The 18250-nt window shown below is 65.7% G+C and carries 11 protein-coding genes and 1 pseudogene; 8 read left to right on the top strand and 4 right to left on the bottom strand.

The window, feature by feature from the left end:
* Positions 1 to 171 precede the first annotated feature (171 nt).
* From ACQCSW_RS15140 to sufU, 7 genes and pseudogenes are all read left to right on the top strand, one after another.
* Complete coding sequence (locus ACQCSW_RS15140) at positions 172 to 756, top strand: 50S ribosomal protein L25/general stress protein Ctc (RefSeq protein ID WP_354249264.1); 585 nt, start codon at positions 172 to 174, stop codon at positions 754 to 756.
* Positions 757 to 835: 79 nt separating this feature from the next.
* The gene (gene pth / locus ACQCSW_RS15135; RefSeq protein WP_426987162.1) at positions 836 to 1426 is read left to right on the top strand and encodes an aminoacyl-tRNA hydrolase; all 591 of its coding nucleotides are present in this window, start codon (positions 836 to 838) and stop codon (positions 1424 to 1426) included.
* Positions 1427 to 1544: 118 nt separating this feature from the next.
* Entirely contained in the window at positions 1545 to 4283 is a 2739-nt protein-coding gene (locus tag ACQCSW_RS15130; RefSeq protein WP_426987160.1) for a LuxR C-terminal-related transcriptional regulator, read from the top strand.
* Complete coding sequence (locus ACQCSW_RS15125) at positions 4270 to 6990, top strand: LuxR C-terminal-related transcriptional regulator (protein ID WP_426990710.1); 2721 nt, start codon at positions 4270 to 4272, stop codon at positions 6988 to 6990. Before ACQCSW_RS15130 ends, ACQCSW_RS15125 begins: the two co-directional genes overlap by 14 nt.
* Positions 6991 to 7054: 64 nt before the next feature.
* Positions 7055 to 8316: pseudogene (locus tag ACQCSW_RS15120) on the top strand (IS701 family transposase).
* A gap of 510 nt (positions 8317 to 8826) precedes the next feature.
* Positions 8827 to 10152 carry a cysteine desulfurase gene (locus ACQCSW_RS15115; protein ID WP_426987158.1) on the top strand — a complete coding sequence of 442 codons (1326 nt, stop codon included), beginning with the start codon at positions 8827 to 8829 and terminating at the stop codon, positions 10150 to 10152.
* A 24-nt stretch (positions 10153 to 10176) separates the two neighbouring features.
* Positions 10177 to 10626: a Fe-S cluster assembly sulfur transfer protein SufU gene (gene sufU, locus ACQCSW_RS15110; RefSeq protein WP_426987156.1), complete on the top strand. Its 450-nt coding sequence runs from the start codon at positions 10177 to 10179 to the stop codon at positions 10624 to 10626.
* Between the two features lie 48 nt (positions 10627 to 10674).
* On the opposite strand, the gene nhaA is transcribed toward sufU, so the two are convergent.
* The 4 genes from nhaA to ACQCSW_RS15090 all read right to left on the bottom strand — a co-directional run bounded on the left by nhaA (position 10675) and on the right by ACQCSW_RS15090 (position 14385).
* Entirely contained in the window at positions 10675 to 11988 is a 1314-nt protein-coding gene (gene nhaA, locus ACQCSW_RS15105; protein ID WP_426987154.1) for a Na+/H+ antiporter NhaA, read from the bottom strand.
* A 71-nt stretch (positions 11989 to 12059) separates the two neighbouring features.
* On the bottom strand, positions 12060 to 12281 hold the full coding sequence (locus ACQCSW_RS15100; RefSeq protein ID WP_426987152.1) for an SCO4848 family membrane protein: 222 nt from the start codon (positions 12279 to 12281) through the stop codon (positions 12060 to 12062).
* Between the two features lie 4 nt (positions 12282 to 12285).
* Entirely contained in the window at positions 12286 to 12783 is a 498-nt protein-coding gene (locus ACQCSW_RS15095) for a DUF2505 domain-containing protein (protein WP_426987150.1), read from the bottom strand.
* 48 nt (positions 12784 to 12831) lie between these two features.
* The gene (locus tag ACQCSW_RS15090; RefSeq protein WP_426987148.1) at positions 12832 to 14385 is read right to left on the bottom strand and encodes an SDR family oxidoreductase; all 1554 of its coding nucleotides are present in this window, start codon (positions 14383 to 14385) and stop codon (positions 12832 to 12834) included.
* A gap of 181 nt (positions 14386 to 14566) precedes the next feature.
* Between ACQCSW_RS15090 and mfd the strand changes: the two genes are divergently transcribed.
* Positions 14567 to 18247, top strand: coding sequence for a transcription-repair coupling factor (gene mfd, locus ACQCSW_RS15085; protein WP_426987146.1), 3681 nt, complete (start codon positions 14567 to 14569; stop codon positions 18245 to 18247).
* Positions 18248 to 18250 lie beyond the last annotated feature (3 nt).

The following is an 18250-nucleotide window of genomic DNA, read 5'->3' as shown; positions in this document are numbered from 1 at the left end:
TGACGATACCTTGGCGAGGGAGAGCATCCGGGAAACCGGAATGCAGGTCTCCGTTATCGACTGGGTCTGAATCTCCCTTCTGGAAGGGCCGCCTCACGGCCGCCCGGCGTTGAAGGTCGTAACAGACCTCCGCCCTTGCTGAACACCTTTTAGTCTTCCGAGGAGATACACATGTCTGAGCAGAAGCTCGCAGCAGAAGTACGCACCGAATTCGGCAAGGGCTTTGCCCGCCGCGCGCGCATGGCCAACCTGATCCCGGCCGTCATCTACGGCCACGGCGCCGAGCCGCTCCACATCACGCTTCCGGCCAAGGCCACCACGCTGGCAGTCCGCAAAGCCAACGCCCTGCTGTCTTTGGACGTCAACGGCGAAGAGCACCTGGCCCTGGTCAAGGACGTCCAGCGCGACCCCATCAAGCAGATCATCGAGCACATCGACCTGCTGACCGTCATCAAGGGCGAGAAGGTCACCGTGGACATCCCGGTCCACATCGTTGGCGAACTGGCTCCGGGCAGCGTCTTCAACCAGGAGCTCACCGTCATCTCCCTTGAGGCCGAGGCAACCCACCTGCCGACCGCCATCGAGGTCGACATCGAGGGCCGCACCGCCGGACAGCACATCCACGCTTCCGACCTGGTCCTGCCGAAGGGTTCGGTCCTGCTGGCCGACGCCGACGCGCTGGTTGTTCACATCTCCGAGGCCACTGAGGTCACTGACGAAGAGGCACAGGCTGACTCCGCAGCCGCAGCCGAGTAACAACTGCACAGTATGATCTGTGGCCGGGCCCTGTCGGGGTCCGGCCACAGCCATGTCCGGACCACCTTAGGATTGAACAATGACTGACACCTGGCTGATCGTTGGCCTCGGAAACCCCGGGGCCGAATACAAGGGCAACCGGCACAACGTCGGCCAGATGGTCCTGGACGAACTTGCGGGCCGGATGGGCGGCAAGTTCAAAACCCACAAGGCACGGGCGCAGGTGCTCGAAGGACGCCTGGGGATCGGCGGCCCCCGGGTGGTGCTGTCCAAGCCGATGAGCTACATGAACGTTTCCGGCGGCCCGGTGGCCGGCCTGGCAAACTTTTATGGCATTGATCCGGACCATGTTGTTGCGGTGCACGATGAGATTGATATCCCGTTCAACACCGTAAAGCTGAAATGCGGTGGCGGCGAGGGCGGCCACAACGGCCTCAGGGACATGTCCAAGGCGCTGGCCACCAAAGATTACCTGCGCGTCCGGGTGGGTGTGGGCCGCCCTCCAGGGCGGATGGACACCGCAGACTACGTCCTGCGCGATTTTGGCACTGCAGAGCGCAAGGACCTTCCGTTCTTGCTCGATGAGGCGGCTGATGCCGTGGAGATGCTGGTCAGGGAAGGACTGAACGCGGCCCAGCAGAAGTTCCATCCGGCCAGGTCAGACGTTTAGCAAAATAACATAAAACCGTCTGTCCCTGTTTACCTGCGTGTGCCAAGGGGTAGTCTTCTTCCTAAGCGGGGGAGCGATGGAGCTTATCCCGCTTTAGTGGGATGTAGGGGACAAGTTCATGTCAATCGAGCCACTCAGCTGGGGACGTGGGTCACCGCTCAACGACGTTGAGCTGCGCACGGACACTGCTGGCAAATCAGAGCCGCAGCGATGGTCCGTGCCTGCGCGGAGCGCCAACCTCGAAGCGGTCCGTACCGCCCTGACCAGACTCGACTCGCTGGGAGTAGTCATCACCGGCGGACGCGGGGTCGGCAAGTCATCCTTGGCCAGGACAGCCGTCTCCGAGCTGGGCCCGGACACCTGGACGTTGCAGCTGCGCAGCGGACCGTCGTCCGGCACAACGCCTTACGGTTGCCTGGCTTTCCTGCTGGCACGGCTTCCCCAGGCGTACATGGGTTCGCCCACAGCCATCCTTCGTGGCATTACCTCCCTCATCAAAAGCGATGCCGCGGGGCGCCAGTGTGTCATCAGCCTGGACACCGCCGGCAGCATTGATGACATGAGCGCCGGTGTCCTGCTCAACATCCTCCTGACCGGGACCGCCCGCATGGTGGCCGTGGCGCCCATGGTCAGTGATCTTCCGGCCGACTTCCACTGGCTCCTCAACGACCGACGGCTCACCGAGGTCAGGCTGGACAACCTCAATGAGCTGCAGACCCGCCAGGTGCTGCTTTCCCTGCTGGGCCGCCGGGTCTCGGCCTCCCTGGTCAGCACCTTCCACACCATGGTTGGCGGCAACCCACTGCTCCTGAAAGCGCTTGTAACCGAGCAGCAGCATTCGGGGAACCTGGTTCTGTCGGACTCCGTCTGGACACTTCGGGACAAGGTGGTGCTTGACGGCGCGGCCAGCCTTGACGACATCGTGCGGTCCCAGTGGACCCGGAAGTCTCCGGAGGAACGGGATGTCATCGAGATGCTCTCCTGCGCCCGCAGCGTGGAACTGTCCAGGTTGACCGCCGTTTACGGTGCCGGTGTTGTGGCGGACATGGAGGATTCGGGCCTGCTGGAGATCGACGCTTCGGACAGCCGGTGGGTTTCACTCCGTGAAAAGTACCTCGGCGACGTTGTCCGCTCCTGGCTCAGCATCACTCGGCGGAGGGAGCTGCGGAGCCTGCTTCTGGGCGGTAAGGAACCTGACCCTGCCACGATGACGGTGGAAGAGCTGATGGCGTTCGGCGCCTGGACGCAGGAATGCGAGGCCGAGTTGAGTCCGGCCATGGCGCTGGCCGCTGCCGAAGCCGCAGTGCAACTCTTTGACCCTTATTCTGCCCTCAAGTATGCCGAGACACTGAAGCGGAATGATCCTCAATGGGTGCCTGCCCAGCGGCAGAGGGCTGCAGCGCACTTGCTTATGGACCTCCCGGTGCAGGCCATGGCAGCACTGGACGATATTTCCCAGCCGCAGCTGGACAACTTGGACGTTGAAGAGTTCGCCCGGGTGGTCGCGGCCAAATCACGGGTCATGGTCTGGCTCCCCGAACACACCGCTCGGGTGCCGGCGCTGCTACAGACGGCTCGGGAGCGGCTCGGTGTGGAGCCAGGAATCGCGAAGGGGTGGCCGGAGCCGCTGGCTGCTGCGGCCAACCGGATCAGCCTGAGCGAATTCAAGTACCAGGCCTTCGTGGGGGACTATGCTTCCGTCTTGCCGGCACTGGAAGCCGCTGCGGACCCCGGGCAGAATCCGGACACCTGGTTCAGGATGAACTCTGCGGTGATCCTTATGAGCGCGCTGTCCATGACCGGGCGGGAAATGGACGCCCTGAGCCTGATGAGGCAGTTGGGCGGGCAGATCTCGGACGCCGCCGAGATCGTGGGGCTGCGTGAGAGGTTCGCCGGCCGGGCGTACAACGTGCTCCTGATGGCAGGGCAGTGGCGTCGGTGCATCGACCTCCTGGATCCGCCTTCCGCGCGCGAGTTCCACCGGCTCCCTTACCGTAGCGCCGCCGCGGAGCTCGCGGCCGGCATCGCCTACGTCTACTCGGGCCGCGGTGCCGTGGCCCTTGATTCGCTGCTCTCGGCCGCTGCACAGCTGGAGCTGCGGCCCGTCCAGAGCATGCTCCGCGCCGCCTACGCTGCCATAGCCTTCGCGTATGCGCAGACCGGCAATGCCGGGCAGTCCCGGAAGTATCTTGACAGGCTGCAGCGGACAGTCGGCGCTGCCGACCATGCGATCCGGAGCCGCACTGAATTCTGCGCTGATATGGCCGCCCGTTGGCTGGGGGACAGTGACGCGGCCACCCGCCTGAAGCAATCTGCCCGCCGTGACATCGCAGCAGGCAGGTTCACCCTTGCCGGGATCAGCCTGCTCGGAGCCACGGTCAACGGCACGGAAGCTGACTTCCGGCTGATGGAACAAGTGGCCGGGCACCGGCAGGGCCCCTTGGCGGAAATTTCGCGGCTGATTGCCGTGGGTAGCCGGACCCGCGACGCCAAAACGTTGCTTGCCGGCGGGGAGCTGGCGGCCACGCTGGAACTGGATGCCGTTGAGGCCCGTTGCATGGCGCTGGCCGTTGACTACGCCCGGCAGGCCGGTGACTCGGTCTCAGCCAGGTCTGCACAGGCCCGGCTGGACATCCTCGCAGCCACCGTGGCGAGCCTGCCGATCGTACCGAGCAGCGGCAGCCCGCTCCTGACCGCCAGGGAGAGGCAGATCGCGCGGCTGGCCGGCCGCGGCGCATCCAACCGTGACATTGCCGTGGAGATGGGAGTGTCCGTGCGCACCGTGGAAGGCCACCTTTACCAGGTCTTTACCAAGCTCGGAGTAACGTCCAGGGGTGATCTGACTGGACTCGTCTAACGGCCACGCAGCCAAACCGGGAACGCCGTATCGACTACTCACGGGCCGGCGTGAACCGCTGGAGCGGATCTGTAACATCCTCCGCAACCGCACGAGCCAGGCAGTGTTCCTCATGGCGGGCCCGGGCATCGGGAAGTCAACGCTGACCGAGGCCATCACCGAGCGGCTTGCCCAGGAGATGATCATTGTTCAGATCCATGGAAGTTCGTCGCTATCCGGCGTTCCCTTTGGAGTCCTGGCGCCCTACACAGCGGAGCTGACGGCCGAGGACTCCGTGTCTCCGGTGGCTGTGCTGCGGTCCGTGTGGAGGTACTTTGAGAAGCTGAAAGCCGGCAAGGATACCCCGTTGCTTCTGATGATGGATGACGCCCATCACCTGGACGAGGCAACGGCCAGCATTGTGGCCGACCTGATCTCCGCCGGCTGGGCCACTGTGCTTGCTGCCGGCAGACCGCGGCCCGGGCTGCCGCAGCCACTCGCGCAGCTCTGGTATGACGGCCTGGCTGACCGCGTGGATCTCCGTCCCATGAACCGGGAGCAGATCGAGGAGGTCCTCTCCCATGCACTTGATGGAACAGTCCCGGCCGGAACCATTGACACTATCTGGGGCGCGTCGGGCGGAAATCCGCGGATTCTTGATGCCTTGCTGCACGATGCCGCAGAGCGGGGCGAACTCGCAAAGCGGAACGGGATCTGGATGCTGCTGGGCGCCTTGCCCGCCGATGGACCCAGGCTCACCGAGGTGGTGGTGAAGGACATGCTCCGCCGCAGCCCGGAAGAGCAGGAAGTCCTGAAACTTGTCGCCCTCGCCGGGCCCGTAAGCCGGAAGGTGATCGAGGATACTTTTGGCGCCGAAGTGGTGCGCACGCTGCTGGACCAGCAGATGATTGTCGAAAGCTCCGGCATTCCAGCCGATCTCCGGATCTGGAACTCCGTGTTCGGCGAGGCGCTCCGCACCAGTATCTCGGTGTCCCGGAGCCTGCAGCTGCTTGAAAAGATCCGGGATCAGCTGGGAGCCGCACCCGAAGGGTCTGAGGGCAGGATGAGGGCCGTGGAATGGGCCCTGGAGTGTGGATTGAAAATATCCGATCCCGAACTGCTCGAGGCGGCCGGCACCGCCCTAGTCCACTCCCGGAACCGGAGCAGTCGGACGATTGCGGCGAAGGTCACGGACCCGGACCTCGTGCCGCGGGCGCAGGCTGTCCAGGCAAGGGCCTTATTCAATGAAGGCGACTTTGTGGGAGCGGCCAAGCTCCTGGACGGATGCTGGCTGCAGCTGGGGAACGGTGCCTGGGCTGTCCCGGTCTTCATGCTCAGGGCTGTGGCACACCAGGCATTGGGAACACCGCTGGCAGTGTTCGCAGCCGATTCCCGCGAAGCGCTCCAGGGTGCGGGCGCCATGACGGCTGGACCGGATGCTGTGCCGCCGGATTCCCAAGCGGCACCCGGTGCTTCTGCCAGGCCCTGGCAGGAGTGCTTGCTCCGCCTGTTGGAACTTGGCGAAGCCGGCAGCCACCAGGCCTTGGAGGCCGAGGTCCAGGAACTTCGGAGCAGCCGCACCGGCGATGGCATGGACGACGCCGTGCGTGCTGTGGGACTCGCGCTGCTGGCCCATTCGCTTGCCTCGGCCGGACGTGCCGTCCAGGGGCTGGATACCGCCTTGATGGCGGCCTCAGAACTTCCCTCCCTGCAGGGTGGCGTGTTTTTCTTTAATGAATTTGTCCTTGGCCGCCTGGTGGCAGATTATCTGGCCATGGGGGAGTGGGACTCGGCGGAACGGGAGTTGGCGAACTACGCCGCCGGACAGCCGCGGGGTGTCGCATATTTCGGCGGCAGCCTCGAGGTGCTCCGTGGCTACTCGCTGCTGCGGCAGGGGCGGATGGAACGCGCCTATCAAACGCTGTTGCCGGCTGTGGAGACCTTGAGACTCAACGATCCGCTGCAGATGTTCCGGTTTGGTTCCGGGCTGGCGTTTTATGTAGCGGCGAGGCTCGGTGACGCCGCCCAGGCCAGCCGGCTTGAGCTGGATTACAAGGATTCACCGCAGGGCTCCACCGGCGACGGACTCCTTGCGAAGGCGTACGCCGCAGCAGCATCGGAGTATGTAGCGCATGACGGAAAAGGCCTGGCGTCCCTCCACACACTGGCCACCACGCCCGAGGTGACCACCCGGGCCGGGACACTTCTGGAACTCTTGGCTCTCTGCTGGGACCTGGGCGACCATTCCGTGATCCCTTTGGTCCACTCACTTGCGGGGAGCGTTGAAGGCCGCTGGGCCGCTGCAATGCTCACCCTGGCGCGGCATTGGGAGTCCGCGGACGCAGATTCCATCATGGACACGGCGGCCATGCTTGAAGGCGCGGGATTCGTAAACCTTGCGCGGGAGGCCTACGCGCGGTCGAACACCGTCCTTGAGAGCTCCGGTGAGCGCCGGCGGGCCCGGCAGGCGGTGGCCCTGCGGGAGAAGTGTGACCACGAACTGGGCGAGCGGTTCCGGGAAGGCCACTTCATCGCCGCAGCACCCAGCGTGCACCTCACGCGCCGGGAACAGGACATCGTAGAGCTCGCTGTGCAGGGTCTCACCGACAGGGAGATCGCACAAAAGCTCATGGTGTCCGTGCGTACTGTGGAGGGCCACCTTTACCGCACCTACGTCAAACTCGGCGTGCGGAGCCGCGACGAACTGGCTTCAGCCCTTCCGCACTAGTAGTACTTAGTTAGGTCGGCGTGGCGGCTTTTAATCCCTGACCGATCCTGTTAATTTTCGAGGCATGAAACCGGATGAGCTTGCCGAGACCAAAGCGGAACTGGAAGCGTTCGTTCAGGATGTGTTGGCGTCGCTTCCGCGTAAGGATCAGCGGAACAAGGGGAACCTGTATCTGCACGGTCTGATGCTGGACGGGCGGCGGAAATCGATGCAGCCGATGGGCGGCCGGCTCGGGGTCGATTACCAGCAGCTGCAGCAGTTCGTCTCGTCCTCGCAGTGGAAGCTCGAGCCGGTACGCCGGGTCCTGGTGCGCAGGGCCGTCAAGGTGATCGGCCCCGACGCGTGGGTTGTCGACGATACCGGGTTCAAGAAGGACGGCAGCTCCTCTCCCTGTGTTGCGCGGCAGTATTCGGGTACGTTGGGCAAGATCGGCAACTGCCAGATCGCCGTCAGCATCCACGCGGCCACCGACCAGGCGTCCTGCCCGTTGGACTGGCGCCTCTATGTGCCGGAAGCCTGGATGACACGTCCGCAGACACGAACGCCCACGCCGAAATGATCGCCGCCCGCCGGGCCAAGGCGCAGATCCCCGAGGGCCAACGCCATCGTACGAAGTGGGCGATGGCGTTGGAGATGATCGACGAACTCGGCGCCTGGGGCTACCGGCCCCCGATCATGGTCGGGGACGCCGGCTATGGGGAGATCACCGCGTTCCGGTCCGGGCTCAGCGAACGGGCGATCCCCTACATGGTCGCCGTCAAGCACTCGACGACCGCGCACCTCCAAGACACTCCCATCGGCGTGGCCGAGTACGCCGGCAAAGGCCCCCGCTCACACCAGCGCCGCTACCTGGACGCCCCCACATCACTGAAAGACCTCGTCATGGACGCCGGCCGCCGGAAGCTACATCAGGTCACCTGGAGGCACGGCACCAAGTCCACCACCAGCAACAAACACGCCTCGATGACCTCCCGGTTCATCGCACTACGGGTCCGGGCAGCCAACCGCGACATCCCCCGCGCCGAGGACGGTTCCCTCCCCGCCGAGTGGCTGCTCGCCGAATGGCCCAAAGGCGCACCCGCACCCACCGACTACTGGCTCTCCACATTGCCGGAGACGACACCGCTGAAGGAACTCGTCCGGATCGCCAAAATCCGGTGGCGCATCGAGCACGACTACCGCGAACTGAAAACCGGGCTCGGGCTCGACCACTTCGAAGGCCGCACCTGGCTCGGCTGGCACCACCACGCCACGCTCGTCACCGCGGCCCATTTATTCATCACCACACTGCGCCTGACACGCCCAAAAGCGCCTGGGGCGGCCTGAGTCTCTACGGCATCCTCCGCGAGCTCCAACACCTCGTCGCCGTCCGGACCGGATACTGCCCCTACTGCCAGCCACGATCCCCAACCTAACTAAGTACTACTAGGCCTGCGGGCGGATGCGCCTGCGTACGAACGTCCAGATACGCGTAGCTGCGGAGGGTAATGCGTAGCCCCGGCGCGAAAAAGTAGAGTACTGCCTACTCGTGTGCGGGGCTTCCGCATGCGATTGACTTAGCACGGCAGGAAAACACGGAGCCACATGAACCGCGGACCGGCCAACAGACTTTTTAGGCCTCTTTTTGACGCAAGCTTCCGGCCTTGGGGCTGGATCGAAACGGGGTCGGCGACGTCAGAGTCTTCTGAGACCGAGACTCTCCCCCCAGCCGTCGCCGGCCCTCACTTCCGCGGGCTGAAGCCCGGAGCTGCTGTGGCGGTTGCCCATCGGGCCGCCGCCACAGTGGTGTTGTGGGACAATTGAGTGTCAATCCATTGGCACCTCAAGGAGTTAGCTTTGGCCCTAGTATCAACGCCTGCCACGCTGGAACGCGCAGTGCCGGCCATGGATAACGCCGAAGTCCTCAGGATTCGAAACGACTTCCCCGTGCTTGGCCAGCTGGTGAACGGCAAGCCCCTCGTGTACCTCGATTCGGGCGCCACCTCGCAAAACCCGCTGAGTGTCATCGAAGCTGAGCAGGAGTTTTACGAGCAGCGCAACGCTGCCGTGCACCGCGGGGCCCACTACCTTGCCGTGGAAGCAACAGAGGTTTTCGAGGATGCCCGCCAGACCATGGCGGACTTCATCGGTGCCGACTACGCGGAAACGGTGTGGACCTCCAACGCCACCGAAGGCCTGAACCTGATCAGCTACGCGCTGTCCAACGCCTCGTTGTGGGCGGCGCAGGGGCGCGGTGACGCCCGGCTGAAAGACCTCGCAGTCGGCCCGGGTGACCAGATCGTGGTGACCGAAATGGAGCACCACGCCAACCTGATCCCTTGGCAGGAACTCGCGTTCCGCACCGGCGCCACGCTGCGCTACATCCCCATCGACGACGCCGGTGCCCTGCGGCTGGACATTGCGGCCGAGATCCTGGGAAGCAAAACCAAGGTCCTCGCCTTCACCCACGCCTCCAACGTGTTGGGCACGATTAATCCCGTGCAGCAACTGGTCGCGCTGGGGCGGCAGGCCGGAGCCCTGGTGGTCCTGGACGCCTGCCAGTCCGCACCGCACCTGCCGTTGAACGTCAAGGAGCTGGACGTCGACTTCGCGGTCTTCTCCGGCCACAAGATGCTTGCGCCTACCGGAATCGGTGTCCTCTACGGCAAGCAGGACCTCCTGGACGCGCTGCCGCCGTTCCTCACCGGCGGTTCCATGATCACCACCGTGACCATGGAACGGGCCGAGTACCTGCCCGCGCCGCAGCGCTTCGAGGCCGGCACCCAGCGCATCTCGCAGGCCGTTGCCCTGGCCACCGCAGCCAACTACCTCACGGAAACCGGTCTGGACCGCGTCCACCTCTGGGAATCGGAGCTCGGCCAGCGGATGGTGGCCGGGCTGGAGTCTATTCCCGGCATCCGCGTCTTGGGGCCCGCCGCCGGACAGGAACGGATCGGCCTCGCCGCGTTCGACGTTGACGGTGTGCACGCGCACGACGTCGGGCAGTTCCTGGATTCCCGGGGCATCGCCGTCCGCGTGGGTCACCATTGCGCCCAGCCGCTGCACCGCCGGCTCGGCCTGACCGCAACCACCAGGGCAAGCGCGTACCTGTACAACACCACCGACGACGTCGACGCCTTCCTGGAAGCCGTAGCCGGAGTCCGCTCCTACTTCCGCGTCTAGCGCGATCACCGAAGGTACACCACCATGAGCCTTGACCAGCTGTATCAGCAGATCATCCTTGACCATTCCAAGGTCCGCCACGGCAGTGGGCTGGCGGGCGTCGCCGCGCCGGCAGGGGCGTCCACGGGCCAGTCCCACCAGCTCAACCCGGTCTGCGGCGACGAAGTCACGCTGCGGGTGGCTGTGGAAGACGGCAAGGTGGCGCAGATTTCCTGGGACGGCGAAGGGTGTTCCATCTCGATGGCATCGGCTTCGGTCCTCAGCGAGCTCGCGGAGGGAATGACCGTGGACGAACTCCACACCGTCATTGGCAGCTTCCGCGAAGTCCTCCGCTCGCGCGGGAAGATCCACGCGGATCCCGAAATCCTGGGCGACGCCGCCGCCTTCGAGGGTGTTGCCCGCTACGCCGCGCGCGTTAAGTGCGCCATGATTTCCTGGGTGGCCGCCGAAGACGCCCTGAACCAGGCAGCCTAGACCTGCACGGTCCGAAGCCGGGCTGGGGCCGTGGCCGGTCCGCGCCCGTCAGCCCCGGCGCTCGAAAAGGTCCGGGACGCCGTCGCCGTCGTCATCACGCTGTTCCGAAAGTTCCACTGCGCGGTAATGCCGGTTCCGCAGCCGGAGCACCACGGTGGCGAGAAGGGCGGCAACCAGTGATCCGGTGAGGATGGCCACCTTCGCGTGGTCATCGTGGGCCGAGCCGGCACCGAAGCTCAGCTCGGCGATCAGCAGCGACACCGTGAAGCCCACTCCGGCCAACAGCGCCAGGCCCGCAACATCGATCCAGGCGAGGCCGTCGTCGAGCTTTGCGCTGGTGGTCTTGGTGATCAGGTAGGTAGTGCCGAACACGCCAATCGTTTTGCCGGCCACCAAGGCAGCCACAATTCCCACCGCCACCGGATCCGCCAGGGCCGACCGGAAGCCGTCGAGGCCGCCCACGGCAACTCCGGCGGAAAAGAAGGCGAAGACCGGGACGGCGAAACCTGCCGAAAGCGGGCGGAGCCGGTGTTCCAGGGTCTCAGCCATACCGGAACCCGTCTCACCGCGTTTCCGCGACGCCAGCACTGGCACGGCAAACCCGAGCAGCACACCCGCCACCGTGGCGTGGATACCGGAAGCGTGCACGAGTCCCCAGGTGGCGGCTGCCAGCGGCAGCAACAGGTACCAGCTGCGGACCCTCCTCTGGACCAGCAGGGTAAAGAGCCCCAGCGGAAGCAGTGCCGCCAACAAAAAGAGCGGCTGCAGTCCGGACGAGTAGAAGAAGGCGATGATGCCGATGGCCAGCAGGTCATCCACTACGGCCAAGGTCAGCAGGAAGGTCCGGAGGGCCGCAGGCAGGTGGGTGTTGATGACGGCCAGGACGGCCAGGGCAAAGGCAATATCGGTGGCTGTTGGAATTGCCCAGCCCCGCAGGCTCTCAGCGTCCTGGCCCAGGTTCACCAGCGTGTAAATCAGGGCCGGAACTGCAACACCTCCCACGGCCGCCGCCACCGGAACCACCGCCTTGGACACCTTGCGGAGTTCGCCGGAGACAAACTCCCGCTTGAGTTCAAGGCCCGCCAGGAAGAAGAAGATGGCCAGAAGACCGTCCGACGCCCAATGCCCCAGGGAGAGCCGGAGGTGCCAGGGTTCGTAGCCGATTTTCAGGTCCCGCAGCGCGAAGTAGCCCTCAGCCGCCGGCGAGTTGGCCCAAAGGAGGGCTGCAGCGGTGGCCAGCAACAGGAGGGCACCGCCGGCTGTTTCCAGCCTGAGGATCTCTGAGATCCGCAGGAATTCAGGGTAGCTTGAGCGGCTGAGGACATTAGCAGCGAAGGTAGGGCGGGACGGGCGCTTGGCCATGGGTGGCTCCTGGAATTAAGGGGTCGGCAAAACTATTGCCGACCAGACTTCCCGGCGCACCTGTGACCAGCCTACCCGAGCAGGCCCATAACCCCGATCACGGCGGTGGCAGCTCCCAGCACCATGGAGATGCTGACCAGCACCAGGTGGACGGTGAGGAACTTTGTGGCCTTGCCGGCGGCGTCCCGCGCCCGGGGATCCTTCATCACGCGGCGCAGGAACTGCGGCCAGACCACCAGGGACCAGGCGCCGGCGATGATCAGCAGCCAGGCCGCAAACAGGGGGAGCTGCATGGCCTTAGTGGCTTTCGAGCCAGGCCTGGGCCTGCTGTGCCTGGATGTTCAGGGCCTTGGCCACCATTGGCTCAGCTGCCTCGGCGATCTTGCCGCCCAAGAAGGGGACGGAGGACGTGACGCTGCCGACAAGCTCAACGCGCGTGCTGCCGCCCTCCGAGACGAGCCGCTGGACCGCGGTCACATCGATGGGGGCGCCGGCGATCTTCAGCGTGATGTTGCTCTGGCGGGAACCGTCGGCCGCGGGGGCCTCCCAGTTCTCCACCTGCGTCACGGTGAGCTTTTCGCCCACGAACTTGCGGGCGATCTCCGGGAGCCGGGTGGTCGGCAGGGTCCGGACCGAGGTGGTGCTGAATGCTCCGTCAACGTCTCCGGCCACTTCGAAGGACTCCAGCGTGCCGCCAACGAATTGGCTGGTGTGCCGCTGGAAGTCCTCGTCGATAAATACGGCAGCGACGCTTCCGACTGCGTGCGGAAGGGTGGTGGTTGCACTCAGTGCCATGTGTCCTCCAGTGATGTGTAGGTCAGAACGCTTTTTGCTCCCCACATCCTACGGGGAGCCCTGCGTGTTGTTGGAACCGGCCTCCGCGCTGTCGGAGCTGGCGATTTTCTGCGCCGCCGTGGTGATGTTCCGTGCCATCGCCGGAAAGATGAGGCTGTGGAACGGCAGCACGGCCAGCCAGTAGAGCTTTCCGCTGAGGCCCTTCGGGAAGAAAATGGCCCGCTGCCGGTAGCGGCTGCCCGTCCCGTCAGGTTCTACGGACAGTTCAAGCCAGGCACGTCCGGGGGCGCGCATCTCCGCGCGGAGGCGCAACAGTTTGCCGCGCTCTATCCGCTCCACACGCCACCAGTCCACCACTTCGCCTGGGGCCAGGGTGCCGGGGTGCCGGCGTCCCCGCAGCAGGCCCGCGCCTCCGGTGAGCTTGTCCAGCCAGCCACGCACGCGCCATGCCAGCGGCAGCGAATACCAGCCGTTCCCGCCGCCGATCCCTTCGATGATGGTCCACACGTGGGCAGAATCAACATCCCCGTGGAAGGTCCGCTCATCCACATAGACCGTATGGCCGGCCCAGTCCGGATCGCTGGGAAGCGGATCGGCGTCGGCCCCGGCATTTGACCACGTGGTTTCCACCTGGCCGTCACGCTCCTTGCCCAGGGCGAGGGCAACGGCCCGCCGGTACGGAGTCAGGCCGTCTGCCGGCTCAGGGATATGGGCGTCAATATCATGCTCGCGGGAGACGGCATCGTGCTGCAGCGACTCGACGAGCGGCAGGGACATGGACAGCGGGATGGGCGTGGTCAGGGCCACCCACATGCCGGCGAGCTTCGGGGCGGGAATGGGCAAGGCCAGTACCACCCGGTATGGCAGCCCGGCCTCGGCGGCGTATTCCTTCATCATGCCCGCGTAGCTCAGGACCTGCCGGCAGCCGATGTCGAAGGTGCGGTTGACCGGCCCGTCCATGGATGCGGCGCCCACAAGGTAGTGCAGCACGTCCCGGACGGCGATCGCCTCAATCTTGTTGCGCACCCAGCTCGGGGCAGGCATCAGCGGAAGGGTTTCGGACAGGTGGCGGATCATTTCGAAGGACGCGGACCCGGAACCGATCACCACCCCGGCCTGGAACACCACCGCGTCCGCCGCGCTGTCCAGGAAGACCTTCCCCACGGCCTCCCGGGAGCGCATGTGCGTGGACAGTTCCACGTTGGCCGGGTGCAGGCCGCCCAGGTACACGATCCGGCTTACACCGGCGGCGGCAGCAGCTGTCGCGGCCGTTTCCGCCATGGCCTTTTCCTTGGACTCGAAGCCGGCGCCGGAAGCCATGGAGTGGACAAGGTAGTAGAGCACGTCGACGCCGGCCAGTGCCTGGTGCAGGGCGGCGCCGTCGTCGAGGCTGCTTTGGATCACCTCAACCTTGCCCAGCCACGGCACGCCGGCGATCTTAGCCGGCGTTCTGACCAGGACCTTCACGGTGTGACCGGCCTCCAGCAGCCGGGGGACCAGGCGGCCGCCGATGTAGCCGGTGGCGCCGGTCACCAGGACGGTTCGCGCCGTCCCCGCAGCCACAGTGTGGGGAGTGTCGCTCGGACTATTGCTATCGCTCACTGAAAGCTCCTCAGGCCAGGCGGGCAGATGCGCCCAACAGGGCGCGCTTCCTCAGCAAGCTTAGCAACGGGGTGCCCGGCGGGTCCCGGGGCAGGGGTAGGCTGGGATGACCCGGGATTCGAAGTGAATTTCGGGCTTTCGTGTTGCCTGCTTTTTCCATGAACCCACAGGAGTTTCCGCCATGAGCCCCACTGGCCCGTCCCATCCTGGCCCGTCCAACGCTGGTCCCTCGCTGGCCGGACTGCGACGTGTCCTGGTAGAAGACCAGACGTTCGCGCGGGTCCAGGCGGAGGCGGCCAGGGGGTTTGACGTCCGGGGCCAGGATTACCAGATCAGCGCGCCGGCGGGACTCCGCGCCGTCCTGCTGGCGGAAATGGCAGACGGCCTGGCCGCCGGCGCCGACGAAGGAACTCCCGACGGCGGGCTCCCCCCTGTGGTGCTGGCAGTCACGGCGACAGGACGCGAAGCAGAGGATCTGACAGCGGCCCTGCGCGCTTACCTGCCGGCCGATTCAGTGGCCGAGTTCCCCAGTTGGGAAACCCTGCCGCACGAACGGCTCTCACCCCGCTCGGACACGGTGGGACGCCGGCTGTCCGTCCTGCGCCGCCTGGCGCACCCGGAGAGTTCGACGGCGGGCCGGCTGCGTGTGGTGGTGGCGCCGGTCCGCGCGGTGGTTCAGCCGATCGTCGCCGGGCTGGGTGAGCTGGTTCCGGTCACGCTGAAGGTGGGACAGGACGTGCCGTTCTCCAACGTGGTGCGGAGCCTCGCCGACGCCGCCTACGCCCGCGTGGACATGGTCACCCACCGTGGCGAGTTTGCTGTCCGTGGCGGTATTATTGACGTCTTCCCGCCCACCGAGGACCATCCCATCCGCGTGGAGTTCTTCGGCGACGAGGTGGACCAGATGCGCTGGTTCGCGGTCGCCGACCAGCGCTCGCTGTCGGCGCCCGGCGTGCATCACCCCACCGAGCTCCACGCCCCGCCCTGCCGCGAAATCCTGATCACGCCGTCGGTGATGTCACGCGCAGCCACGCTGAAGGCGCAGCTTCCCGCGGCCGCGGACATGCTGGAGAAGATCGCCGGCGGCATCGCAGTGGAAGGCATGGAATCCCTGGCCCCGGTGCTGGTGGATGCCATGGTCCCGTTCGTGGAGCAGCTGCCCGCCGGGTCCATCTCGGTGATCATTGAACCGGAAAAGGTCCGCAGGCGCGCACATGATCTTGCGGCCACCAACGAGGAGTTCCTGGAAGCAGCCTGGTCCACGGCATCGGATGGCGGCACGGCTCCGCTGGATCTGAGCTCGCAGGCGTCGGCAGCTCTGCACTCTGCCAGCTTCCGTTCCCTGGCCGAAACGCGGAGCTTCTCGCTGGAGCACGAGGTGTCCTGGTGGTCCATCACGTCGCTGGCCACTGACGAGGAGCTGCTGCCGGAGGTCGACGTCCTGAACCTCCGTGCCCGGGAACCGCGCGGGTACCAGGGTGATGTGGCCGAGATGATGGACTTCATCGGCTCCCACGTCCGGGACCAGTGGCGGATCGTGGTGGCCACGGAGGGTCCCGGCCCGGCGCAGCGCCTTGCGGAACTGTTCCACGATGCCGACATCCCCTGTGCCCGGGTGGACACCCTTGAGAATGAGCCGCAGGCGGGCATCATCGAGGTGACCACTGCCGCCGTCGGACGCGGTTTTGTCCTGGACAGCCTCAAGCTGGGGCTACTCACCGAAGCGGACCTGCTGGGACGGACGTCCGCGGGCTCCACCAAGGACATGCGGCGCATGCCGTCCAAGCGGCGGAACGCCGTGGACCCGTTGCAGCTGGTCAACGGCGATTCCGTGGTGCACGAACAGCACGGCATTGGCCGCTTCATCGAACTCATCCAGCGCAAGGTGGCCGGCGGCGGAGACGGCGTCCGCGAATACCTGGTCCTGGAATACGCCCCGTCCAAGCGCGGCGCCCCCGGGGACCGCCTGTTTGTCCCCACCGACCAGCTGGACCAGGTGACCCGCTACGTGGGCGGTGACACCCCGGTGCTCAGCAAGATGGGCGGCTCCGACTGGGCCAGCACCAAGTCCAAGGCACGCAAGGCCGTCAAGGAAATCGCCGGGGAACTCATCCGGCTGTACTCCGCTCGGATGGCCTCAAGGGGCCACGCGTTCGGGCCGGACACCCCGTGGCAGCGCGAGCTGGAGGAGGCCTTCCCCTACGTGGAGACGCCGGACCAGCTGACCACCATCAACGAGGTCAAGGCGGACATGGAGCGGGAGATCCCCATGGACCGCCTGGTGTCCGGCGACGTTGGTTACGGCAAGACCGAGATCGCCGTCCGGGCCGCGTTCAAGGCGGTCCAGGACGGGAAGCAGGTGGCTGTCCTGGTGCCCACCACCCTGCTGGCCCAGCAGCACTACGAGACGTTCACCGAGCGCTTTTCCGGCTTCCCCCTGCGGGTCAAGGCGCTGTCGCGGTTCCAAGGGACCAAGGAAACCAAAGAGACCGTGGAGGGCGTCAAGAGCGGCTCCGTCGACGTCGTTATCGGCACCCACCGCCTGCTGTCCAAGGACTTCGCGTTCAAGGACCTGGGCCTGGTGATCGTGGACGAGGAGCAGCGGTTCGGTGTGGAGCACAAAGAAGCGCTGAAGAAGATGCGGACCAACGTGGACGTACTGGCCATGAGCGCCACCCCGATTCCGCGGACCTTGGAGATGTCCCTGACGGGCATCCGGGAAACTTCCACGCTGGCCACGCCGCCGGAGGAACGCCATCCCGTGCTGACCTACGTGGGCCCGTATACGCATAAACAGACGTCGGCAGCCATCCGGCGTGAGCTGATGCGCGAAGGCCAGGTGTTTTTTGTGCACAACCGGGTGTCCACCATCGAACGGACGGCCGCGAAAATCCGTGAACTCGTTCCGGAAGCACGCGTGGAGGTGGCGCACGGGCAGATGTCCGAGAGCCGGCTGGAGCAGATCATCGTGGACTTCTGGGAAAAGCGGTTCGACGTGCTGGTGTGCACCACCATCATCGAAACCGGCCTGGACATCTCCAACGCCAACACACTGATCGTGGACGGGGCCGACAAGTACGGCCTCTCCCAGCTGCACCAGCTCCGCGGCAGGGTAGGCCGCGGCCGTGAACGCGCCTACGCCTACTTCCTGTACCCGCCCGAGAAGCCCCTGGGTGAGGTGGCCCTGGAACGGCTCAAGGCCGTCGCCACCCACAACGAGCTTGGCGCCGGCATGCAGTTGGCCATGAAAGACCTCGAGATCCGTGGCGCCGGCAACCTGCTGGGCGGCGAGCAGTCCGGCCACATCCAGGGCGTCGGCTTCGACCTCTACATCCGCCTGGTGGGTGAGGCAGTGGCCGACTTCCGCGGCGACGCCGAGGAAAAGGCTGCCGAAATGAAGATCGAGCTGCCGGTCAACGCCCACCTCCCGCACGATTATGTGCCGGGGGAGCGGCTCCGCCTGGAGGCCTACCGGAAGCTGGCCTCTGCGGTGACGTACGAGGCCATCGAGGAGGTCTTGGCGGAGCTTGTGGACCGTTACGGCGAGCCGCCGCTGCCGGTCCAGAACCTCATCGCCGTGGCCCGCTTCCGGGTAGGTGCCCGCGAAGCCGGCCTGTCCGACGTCGCGCTGCAGGGGAACTTCATCAAGTTCTCGCCGGCGCAGCTGCCGGAGTCTAAGCTGATGCGGCTGACCCGGATGTACCCGGGTTCGCAGTCCAAGCCCGCCCTGGACGCGGTGCTGATTCCAAAGCCCAAGACCGCCCGGATCGGCGGCCGCGACCTGCAGGACGCCGAAATCCTGGAATGGGCCAACGGGGTCATCCGCAACATCTTTTCCGACGCGCCGCTGGCGGTGGGTTAGCAG

The organism is Pseudarthrobacter sp. Y6, assembly GCF_050156205.1.
Taxonomy (GTDB): Bacteria; Actinomycetota; Actinomycetes; order Actinomycetales; family Micrococcaceae; genus Arthrobacter.
This window is presented reverse-complemented; position numbering and strand designations above follow the sequence as displayed.

Excerpts from the sequence above, each read along its gene's own strand:
- ACQCSW_RS15095 (WP_426987150.1), bottom strand. The coding sequence starts at position 12,783 with ATGGCACTGAGTGCAACCACCACCCTTCCGCACGCAGTCGGAAGCGTC.
- pth (WP_426987162.1), top strand. The coding sequence starts at position 836 with ATGACTGACACCTGGCTGATCGTTGGCCTCGGAAACCCCGGGGCCGAA.
- mfd (WP_426987146.1), top strand. The coding sequence starts at position 14,567 with ATGAGCCCCACTGGCCCGTCCCATCCTGGCCCGTCCAACGCTGGTCCC.
- ACQCSW_RS15140 (WP_354249264.1), top strand. The coding sequence starts at position 172 with ATGTCTGAGCAGAAGCTCGCAGCAGAAGTACGCACCGAATTCGGCAAG.
- nhaA (WP_426987154.1), bottom strand. The coding sequence starts at position 11,988 with ATGGCCAAGCGCCCGTCCCGCCCTACCTTCGCTGCTAATGTCCTCAGC.
- sufU (WP_426987156.1), top strand. The coding sequence starts at position 10,177 with ATGAGCCTTGACCAGCTGTATCAGCAGATCATCCTTGACCATTCCAAG.
- ACQCSW_RS15130 (WP_426987160.1), top strand. The coding sequence starts at position 1,545 with ATGTCAATCGAGCCACTCAGCTGGGGACGTGGGTCACCGCTCAACGAC.
- ACQCSW_RS15100 (WP_426987152.1), bottom strand. The coding sequence starts at position 12,281 with ATGCAGCTCCCCCTGTTTGCGGCCTGGCTGCTGATCATCGCCGGCGCC.